The sequence below is a fragment of the Bacillus sp. AFS001701 genome (genome assembly GCF_002559405.1).
GTDB lineage: Bacteria > Bacillota > Bacilli > Bacillales > Bacillaceae_G > Gottfriedia.
Window position 1 is genome coordinate 1 of the sequence record NZ_NTZO01000151.1, and the last position, 9,908, is coordinate 9,908.

The window sequence follows — 9,908 nt, forward strand, 5'->3', positions numbered from 1 at the left end:
CTTTTTGGGGTCTTGACCATTTAGCTCCTAGTTTTTACGAGTTTTTAAATTAAATTTTTAAAATCTAATTTTAGTAGAGCTATGAATCATCAGAAATGAATTGCATTGTTATTTAAGTAATAATTATAGTGCTTTGTCATACTTACTTCTAAATAATCAAACGAATTTATTAACTCTAATGCTTTTTCATTATTATCATATATTGCATCAACACTCGGTAAATTTACTATCCTATTGTTCAATGTAGGATGTGAAGCGTATTCTGCTTCACGATCACTTAAAGCTTTACCTAATGACTCTTCTATTTGCTTATTGTAAGTTTCAATATACTCACGGTAATAGCTAAAGTAATTTTCAAATTGAAAACCATGAACAATTTTCTCTGTCATTTGTTCATCAATTAATCGATTAAAAACATTACCATGACTTATTAACTTGGATAATGCCTCTTTAAAAATTTCATTTCCACACATTTTTGATGCAATATACTCGGCTCTGTACTCTATTTCTCTAGAAATTTTCATATTATATTTGTGAAAAATTCTAAGATAATACACCATAAGTACTTTTGGTAATATCATTGGAATCGATATAAATATTGGACGACGACGACCATTGTGATTAAATAAGGATGTAATATAGTCTAAATACTTATTTGCACCTTTATAGACTGGCGAAACGAATCGATTGAAAACTAAATCTCTACCCGTAAAATGAGAAAGTTCATGGGTAATAATCGCACGTAGTTCATTTACTGTTAATACATGAAGTAAAGGATAACTAATTGCTAATATTCTTCCTTTTGCAATTCCATTAAAGACATTAATTTTGCCTTCAGACACAAAAAATTTTGATTTCACATGCAAAATGATTGCGTCTGGCATTTGTGAATCCATTTTTCCAGAAAGTTCAGAAATTAAATCACGAAGTTTTGGATGATCATGGGGATTAATTAAAATAGCCGGCTCAAATTGTTTATTTTTAAAAAACATAGAAATGATTGCAATAAAACAACTCACTACTCCAAATATCATTCCAAAAAAAGGTAAAGCATCGAGTAAAATTAATCCAAAATATGCAAATCCTAATTCACCTAAAAATTTACCTACAAAATAATGAATGATAAAAATTAACGCACTTCCAACAAATACGATTAATCCAGTTGTAAATAAAACCATAAGATAAAAACCTGGAACAAATAAAAGAGATGCAAAGATTTTCTTTTTTGATACATTTGGTTCACATTTAATACTATTTTCTGACAACAGATCACTTCCTTTTTATGAAAAGTTCATACATACTATCTACCTTTAAAATTCATAACTTTTAAATACTAGATTTATTTAGTTTACCTACTTCTCTGTTATGCTGAATGATTGCCCAAAATAATACTATGGAAATAATAATATCTTCAAGTTGGAAAAATGAAACAAAAAAAATTACAAGATGAAGTACTATTGCGGTTATGAATATGTATTTGATACTAATTTTTCTAGGGTATATTTCAGCGCTTTTTTTAATGATTATTCCTCCTACTTAGTTATTAGGTTCCACTCAATATAACTATTAGGGATCATTTCTATTTATCAATAAAAATTATATAAGCAATGATCAAAGTAGTCGGAATAATACTAATCCATTTTGGTATGTTGACATTAAATTCATTTAAAATTTTTCTTAATAAGCCATCCGAGAAAGAATAAAGATTTATCGCTAAAAACACAACTAATAAAGCAATTATAATAGAATAATTCTTAAGAAGAAATTTTGTTCCAATAAAAAGAAAAGGTAAAAAAATTATCTCCAAGATGAATTCAGCTAGATCATTCCTTCTATTCTCAAATTTGAAAAGCCATTTCCCATATCTCTTTAATAACGACATTGTCCGAACACCTCTTATGATAAATATTCGCTATTAAATTTACACTTTCCTTTTAAGCTACATTTTTTAGAAGTGCCTACTATTATATTTTTTCTCATTTACGTCCCAAGTTTTATTACCAATCAATAAACCAATTAAACTGGAAAATATTATAGCTATTAAATATGCTGTAATAACATATGGTATATAGGTTAGGATTATTCTATTAAGCACAAACACATTGAATGTGGTAAATAGTAACCAAGATCCTGCAAAAATACATTAACAATAACACTTTGTAATTTTGGGGAATTTCCCTGTTTCATTGAACTTTAAATGTCATTATTGAACTTTACTGCCAGGCTGTGGTATATGAAAACAACAAGATCATTATTCCGTTTTTCTATTCGATTATTGCCTTTGTTGTTATTTATCTCGGTTATATTGTTTTAACGGTTCGTACTTCTAATTAGATTGTTAATAAGTAAAAAAACGGCTGACTTTTATCGTTTTGATTAGAGCAGCCGTTTTTAAGTTTAAATCTATTAACCATATACTCAAATATAAGAATCATTTTCTTTATTTTTTAATTCATGGTAAAAATGTGCCTCACTTGCATTCATATATGGTAACAACCATAAAAACCCAATCCCAAGCGTTAAACCACATAAAATAATCCAACCAATAAAAGAAAAGTCTAAACAAAACAATTTCCACTTATATCCATCCATCATTTTTCTACTTTTGGTTATCGCATCATTAGGAGTTAAATGTGGTTCTTCAATCAATATGTATGGTGCCATTCTATATGAATATGATTTGATAATGCCAGGAACAATCAAAAGCAATGTCCAAAGTGTAGTATATAAATAAGTTAAGAAATTTAGTAAAAATGCATTTAAATATCGGTTCAAGTTTGTAAAATAATAAAATATTGTTTGTAAGGAATATGGTTGCCCATCTTCCTTTGTCGCAAATGTAAATAACCGTGTACTCCCAATCGTAATTATTGCTGAAATAAATAAACTATAAATAAACGATAGGTAGTCATCCCAACTAATTACATAAGATATGTATTTTGTCAATTCATTTTGAATGGGATTTGGGAAATATACAGAAAGTCTATTTTCAACTAATGTAGTTAATAGATGTACTATGATCGTATATCCAATAAATTTTTTCCAATTCCCTCTCAAGGTATCCCTTGCTCTTGAGCGTATTTCTTCTAAATACATGAAAACACCTCCTCTCTGATTATGAATATAAAATTCTACATATTTCTACAAATCCCTTTATAAAATTTTTGTCAACTTTTTTACAAATAATTTATCCACTAAATTTTTGATACAAAAAAACATTCCATAATTAAAAATGGAATGTTTCTTAAAATCACCACTTGTTGTCCAGTCAATCCTGAATTGATTGCTACTGTTTTACATATTAAATAGACCGTCTTCTTTGAAATCACATCACTAGACTCATCTTTGTTGTCTACTTCAAAGATTAATACTCCATCAATTATTTCCATATATTTTTAATAGTTTTAACAGATTTATTTGTCCCTGCATGTTTTAATCCGTAAATATCCTCTATTGTATGTAAAAGATTAAAATGATTAAAATTTTTGTTATATTGTCCTTTTTTCACCATGGGTCCGACAAAAACGGTAGGAATTTTGTTATTATGTGAAAAGTCATCTTCATCCCATGTTACAATTAACAAACTATTATTCTTTTTAGCCCATTTGACATAAGCATCAATTTGTTTTTTTAACCACTGATCTCCTTGTTTAATTGTTCCATCGTGCATGTCATTTTGGAGATTAGGGATTATAAACGAAACAGTTGGCAGTTTACTAAAATTTGTTGGGAATTTTTCTAATGGTTGATTTGCTTTTTTTGAGACATTTGTAAAATTAGCCCAGGGATTGTGTTTGCGTGCATAATCTTTATTGTATTCTCCATTATAACCAATTGAAGGCAAGTCTTCAGAATAACCGGCAAATGTTAGTTTTTTTTCATTAAGCTCACTTGCTAAATTATCTGTTGAGAATTTTGATTTTGGTAAAGCATCGTCAGTGACACCTTGATTTGATCCAGAGATCAAGTCCAAATAATTCGGCTGGCTAGGATGCTCTATTGCATGATAGTTAATTAAGTTGGCACCTTGGGTCATTAGTGAATTAATATAAGGTGCAGTATGATTTCTCATAATTTGCTGTTTCGCATGATTTTCCTCAATTACTATTACAATGTGATCGATTTTTGGAATTTCCGATTCTGTTAGCGAATTGAAATTAAATAATTTCAACGTATTCTGTTTTTTAGTATTAAATTGTATACAAGCAATTAAGACAAAACATATTACAAAAAATACAATAACCCATTTTCTCAACACAACACTACCTTTTTCTTAATTATTTTATTGTTTCAAAGTAATCTATAATTTCTCTTTAAACATTAATTCTCTTTGTATATGTAATTACCCTTCTTGGATTTATCTCTTTCATTTAGTAAATAATGATGTCTTCTTTTTGTTATTAAACTTGCCACGCGCTCAATAAAAAACATCCCATTAGAAAAATGGAATGTTTTTTTTGCAAAAATTATTTTTTCAAGCCCATTGCTTGTTTAATAGCCTCATAGATATAAGTGTTTTCATATGTTCCTGATAATAGCTCTGCTCCAGCACCAATTGCCGTTAAAGGAACAGATACGCCACCGTGACCACTTGTTGTCCAGTCAATCATGAATTGATTGCTACTGTTTGCCACATTAAATGGTCCGTCTTCTTTTGAAATTCCATCGCCTGACTCATCTTTACTGTCCACATCTTCAATTGATAAGCCGCCACATTCATGGTCTGCTACTACTAGAACAAGAGTGTCAGGGTGGTTCTTTGCGTATTCCTTAGCTATTGATACTGATTTATCTAGTTCTTGACCAGCTTTGATCATTTTTTCAGCATTGTTCTCATGAGACATTTCGTCTGTGCCTTCTTCTTCCACCATTAAGAAGAAACCTTTTTTATTATCCGATAAAGTATCGATCGCTTTTTTTGTCATGTCAGGAAGAGATACTACTGGATCATAAAGATCACCTTTTCCCTCTTCTCTTTGTTCGAACATTTCTTCATTTGCAAAAAGACCTAACAACTTACCATTTTTCGCTTTTTGTAGCTCATTAGCATTCGTTACGTAATTGTAGCCAAGCTTTTTCGCTACATCTACAAGATTTCCTTGTGTTCCTTTACTTTGTTCAGAAGGATCCTTTGCTGGGTGGTCTTCAAAGCTTCCAGCATTTCCAGCAGGATACCAAAAGTCCTCTCCTCCACCTAATAGAACATCGACTTTGCTGTTTTCAAGATACTGCTTAGCAATGTCACTTTGCTTTGAACGATCTGTCACATGGGCACCGAATGCTGCTGGAGTTGCATCCGTAATCTGGCTAGTTGTGACTAAACCAGTTGATTTCCCTGCTTCTTTTGCCATTTCCAAGACTGTTTTTACTGACTTCTTGTTTGCATCAACACCAATTGCCCCATTATACGTTTTTACCCCTGACGCCATAGCAGTAGCCGCAGCAGCCGAATCTGTTATAGCAGTAGTTGAGCTAGTATGTACCAATCCAGCATAAGGCATATCATCCATTGCTAGTTTACCAGTTTGTCCAACAGTAGCCAGACGGATCGCCTCTCGGTGTGCAGCCCCCATTCCGTCACCAACAAAAACAATCACATTTTTTGCCTTTCCTTGTTTGTGACTATTATCGGATTCTTTTGCATCTACGAAATGATTAAATCCCAAAGTTGTTGCAGTTGCAATTGTTAAAGCAGCACTAATAATCGTTTTCTTGTTCCCCATGAATAACACTCCCTACCTGAATATTTTCTTACTTTCAATATAAAGGAGGAGTATTTAGGAACTGTATAGATACTGTAAATTCGGTATAAATTTGTATGAACATTTTGTAATCTTTGTTAAAGTGGGCCTTTCGATTTTTAATTTTGCCATTTAATAGAATAGAGCCAAATAAAAAAAGAATCAAATTGTACAAAGCGACTAAAGAGAATCCTCTTAGTCGTTTTTTTAATCCTTTGCTTCTTGTGGATTAATCGCCTTTTTTTATATTTTATCAATTCTAGATGACACTTCTTTCCAACAGACTTTCCTACATTGCAGTCACTTTATCACATTCTTTCCTTTTAAAAAAAAATGCATTTTTTCTTAAAGTCAACATTAGAATAATTTTAAATCTTAAAAAGGGAGTGATAAAATTTGGTTTACTGTACTAAATGTGGTGGAACCTTAGAGCAAGGGGCAATATTTTGTACAAATTGCGGAGAAAAAACTAGTAATCCAGAAGTGACTAATCAGTTCGAAACTCGTTCGGAAAATCGGAATTTACAGGAAAGTAATTATAAAAATAAATATAATAGAATGAAAGGTATATTGATTTTAATTGCCGTATTAATTATATTGGCTGTCGCAATTTATTTAATTTATCCAAAACTTACAAAGAAAAATCACCACTCACAACATGTATCGAATCAGGTCGAAAAAAAAGATAATGTGAAAGAGAAGGATAAAGTGGAAGAGAAAGATAAAGTTTCTGAAAAAAATCCAACTAATACCCAAACGATTCCTTCTTATATAAATCGATTAGAACAATTAAAAATTCACGATGGGAGTAGAAGGCTATCTGTTGGTAGTTGGGACATAACACAAAGTGATGGTGTAATTAATTTAACAGCTAATAATATTTCTCCTCAAAATCTTCAATTAATCTTTAATTTATATGATCGTGGAGATATTTCTCCAATAAGGGACTGGGCTATTAAAGTAGCAAACATTGCAGATGAAGTTGCAATGTCTAAAAATACATCATGGTATATTTATGTAGGTGATCAATGTGTTGCACAGTATCCACATTCATTATCTAACGATGATTTAATGTATTATTCAGGCTCTTGCGGTGTTTCAATACCTGTATTGGAAGGAAATTCGAAAGATGATTTAGCCATCGTAATCCATACAATGGTATATGGTGAAGTGTCTACTGCAAATGATTTTTTATTGCCAATGAGTAATATAAGTAAACTTACTCAAGGTGAAATAGATTATTTGACGAAATATGAGTTGGGTATAGCTAGAAACGAAATTTATGCACGTCATGGATACATTTTTAAAAAGGATTATCTTCGTAACTATTTTTTAGCTAAATCTTGGTATAGTCCAAATGTGAATTATGATGGCACTTTAAGTGAGATTGAAACTTATAATGTAAACCTAATCAAAGCTAGGGAGGAATCCATTCATTGAAGTTGGTAGTTAATAAAAAGGGCCTTATTTTTTTCATTATTTTTACAATCTGTATTTTAAGTTATTTATTTTATCCAAAAGATCATTCTGATATTAAAACGAACAAAACATCACTAAGTCAGCAGCCTAAAATAGAAACCGTTAAAGAAAAACCTAATAAAGTCATTCAAACATATGAAAAGAAGAAATCCACAAAACCACTTGTAATCTGTATTGATCCAGGTCACCAAAGTAAAGCAAATACAGCGCTTGAACCATTAGGTCCGGGCTCTAATGAAATGAAGATTAAAGTGGCTGGTGGTACAACAGGAGTAGTGACAAAGAAGCCCGAGTATGTTTTAAGCTTAGAGGCATCACTTAAATTAGGTGAAATCCTTAAAAAGAGGGGCTACAAAGTCATATTCACTCGTACAACAAATAATGTAAATTTAAGCAATAAAGAAAGAGCAGAAATAGCGAACAAAAACAATGCTGATTTATTTATAAGAATCCATGCCGACGGGTCGAATGATCATTCTACAAAAGGATTTTCTGTCTTAACTCCGTCTAAAGAAAATCCATATATTCCTTCACTTTATAAGGATAGTTTACTAATTTCACAGAAAATTGTTGAGGAGTTAAAAAAAGAGCAATCTACAAATGTAAAAGGGATTTCTTATCGTGACGATCTCACTGGATTTAATTGGTCAAAGGTTCCTGTTACTTTAATAGAGCTAGGATTTATGACAAATCCCGAAGAAGATCAAAAACTATCGGATCCACAATATTTAACAAATTTGTTGATGAAGATAGCAGATGGAATCGATCGATATAGTTCAGAAATTATTGACGATGGTTCAAAGTAGATGTAGAAAAGAATTCGTGAAAAATGTGCTGTTCCACTAACAATTCCAATAAAAAAAGATGACGCCCAAAGTACCAACCAGGAGGTCAGTACGATGGACGCCATCTGTTTCGGGATTTAACCCTTATTATATGAGGTCTCCTTAAAAGAACAATCTTTTAAGAAGTTCATATTATCGTTAAGAATTGGTTCGTTAAGAGCCAATCTTAACTAGAAGATATTGTTGTGTAAACAATATCTCTATATCAGTTTTACCATTAAAAATAACTTTATACATATTTTCAATTTTAGTTCATGAATTATTCTTATTTGCTAATAACTAAGCGGATGTTTGTTTCTCTCTTGTACTTTCTTCAAAAAAAAACAAAAATTTATAAAAAAATAAGACAGAGGATTAACACTCTGTCGTAATAAATATTTCTTATTATTTATTTAAAATAATCTATTGCCGCTCTTTCTATTGCCAAACCATTGACATAACGTTTCATGAATAGCTCAAACCCCTCTACATCCTTTAAATCTGGAGATATTGCTATACCTGTTTTTTCTAAAAATACTTTCTCGTTTAAATAATCTTCTAGCAGTTCATTGTCCGCTTTGTTTAGCATATAAGATGCAAGTAATGCAATCCCCCATGCCCCTCCCTCTCTAGCTGTTTCCATAACCGATACTGGAACATTGAGAGCAGCGGCCATAATTCTTTGTCCAACAACTTCTGTTTTAAACAAGCCACCATGACCTAGAATATTATCCAATTTCACTTCTTCCTGTTTGAGAAGTATATCCATCCCAATTTTCAATGCTCCTAAAGCAGTATATAAATGAACGCGAATGAAATTAGCCAATTCTCATTGTATTTAAAATCATTTAAGTATTTACGTTGTTCCATCGATAAGTACTTATCAAGTTCGTTTTCTACAGAAGTTAAAACCTCAGTAGCAACTTTTTCTCCTAATCGAAACTGCATTTTTCTTGCTTTTTTTGTTCTTAGTTGTTGAAAACATATAATTTTAGCTAGTTCTCTTTTAAAACTTTTATCCAAAATAACGGATCTATTATTTATTATATTTGAAACAGCAATAAGATTATCTAACACTTTAGGGATCATCGGTTCAACTTTACTCGAAAAAAAATGTTCCCAGTAAAATTCCTTTTCTGAGTCCCATATTCTATTAAAATCTTTTTCTGCAGCAATATCCTTGATATTTGCAATGTAAAGTTTATTTTTATCTTTATCAATTACCTTAACTCTATATTCATTTTTATGATTAGTTGCAAAATATTTTAGATAGCACCTAGGAACATAGTGATGTTTTCGCGGTTGTTTCACTCTCCATAGCCCTCCAGTTTAGCAATTTTATTAATTAAATTATACAGGATTTTATACAAAAACAAGAGAATACGATTAAGGTAGATTCCCCTACAAACCCTGTTAGATCAACAATGTATAAAAACATGCATAACGTGAGAAAAAAAGAAAAAGCCACACCTTACCGTAGAAGGGATTGGCTTTTTTGTTACTTCCGTTAAAAATGTTTATGTAAACTAGCTTTGTATATAATATTCATACTTAAGCTTTAAAGGCCTTCTCATTTTTTGTTATGGTCCTATTGGAACAACAATAGAGTTTAATACATATTGCTTAGTAGCATCTTTTTGAAGAAGAATTAACTCATAAGATCCAACATCTTTTTGATTGCTTTTCATTTCATAGCTAAAATCAAATGACTGTTTCTGTTCACCAAAATGCGATTTTTCTTTTATAATAAAAGGTTTTTGTTGATTTTTATTGGCATTTAATAATTCAATAGAATCTTTTATATATGCTTTCCTTGAAAACTTAGACTTCTAATTGCCAACGGTTATTTTCATTAATTTCATTT

Annotated in this window: 7 protein-coding genes and 1 pseudogene; 2 read left to right on the plus strand and 6 right to left on the minus strand. The window is 30.8% G+C overall.

Features of this window, described 5'->3' with window-relative positions:
• Positions 1-89 precede the first annotated feature (89 nt).
• The 4 genes from CN514_RS11935 to CN514_RS11960 form a co-directional block, all read right to left on the minus strand.
• Entirely contained in the window at positions 90-1,265 is a 1,176-nt protein-coding gene (locus CN514_RS11935) for a M48 family metallopeptidase (RefSeq protein WP_098232772.1), read from the minus strand.
• A gap of 1,153 nt (positions 1,266-2,418) precedes the next feature.
• On the minus strand, positions 2,419-3,096 hold the full coding sequence (locus CN514_RS11945) for a DUF975 family protein (RefSeq protein ID WP_098232774.1): 678 nt from the start codon (positions 3,094-3,096) through the stop codon (positions 2,419-2,421).
• A 283-nt stretch (positions 3,097-3,379) separates the two neighbouring features.
• Positions 3,380-4,255, minus strand: coding sequence for an alkaline phosphatase family protein (locus CN514_RS11955; RefSeq protein ID WP_286141649.1), 876 nt, complete (start codon positions 4,253-4,255; stop codon positions 3,380-3,382).
• A gap of 211 nt (positions 4,256-4,466) precedes the next feature.
• A complete protein-coding gene (locus CN514_RS11960) occupies positions 4,467-5,723 on the minus strand; it encodes an alkaline phosphatase (RefSeq protein ID WP_098232776.1) in 1,257 nt (418 codons plus the stop codon).
• A 414-nt stretch (positions 5,724-6,137) separates the two neighbouring features.
• Between CN514_RS11960 and CN514_RS26175 the strand changes: the two genes are divergently transcribed.
• Positions 6,138-7,181 carry a YARHG domain-containing protein gene (locus CN514_RS26175; protein ID WP_217993923.1) on the plus strand — a complete coding sequence of 348 codons (1,044 nt, stop codon included), beginning with the start codon at positions 6,138-6,140 and terminating at the stop codon, positions 7,179-7,181.
• Entirely contained in the window at positions 7,178-8,026 is an 849-nt protein-coding gene (locus CN514_RS11970) for an N-acetylmuramoyl-L-alanine amidase (protein ID WP_286141650.1), read from the plus strand. The genes CN514_RS26175 and CN514_RS11970 overlap by 4 nt, the downstream gene beginning before the upstream one ends.
• 427 nt (positions 8,027-8,453) lie before the next feature.
• On the opposite strand, the pseudogene CN514_RS11975 reads toward CN514_RS11970, so the two are convergent.
• Positions 8,454-8,870, minus strand: a pseudogene (locus CN514_RS11975) (FGGY-family carbohydrate kinase); the annotation flags it as partial.
• Entirely contained in the window at positions 8,831-9,355 is a 525-nt protein-coding gene (locus CN514_RS11980; protein WP_286141651.1) for a DUF4238 domain-containing protein, read from the minus strand. The pseudogene CN514_RS11975 and the gene CN514_RS11980, both read right to left, overlap by 40 nt.
• Between the last annotated feature and the right edge of the window lie 553 nt (positions 9,356-9,908).

Bases quoted from the DNA above. Each gene is read 5' to 3' on its own strand.
- CN514_RS11945 (WP_098232774.1), bottom strand. From the start codon at position 3,096: ATGTATTTAGAAGAAATACGCTCAAGAGCAAGGGATACCTTGAGAGGG.
- CN514_RS11960 (WP_098232776.1), bottom strand. From the start codon at position 5,723: ATGGGGAACAAGAAAACGATTATTAGTGCTGCTTTAACAATTGCAACT.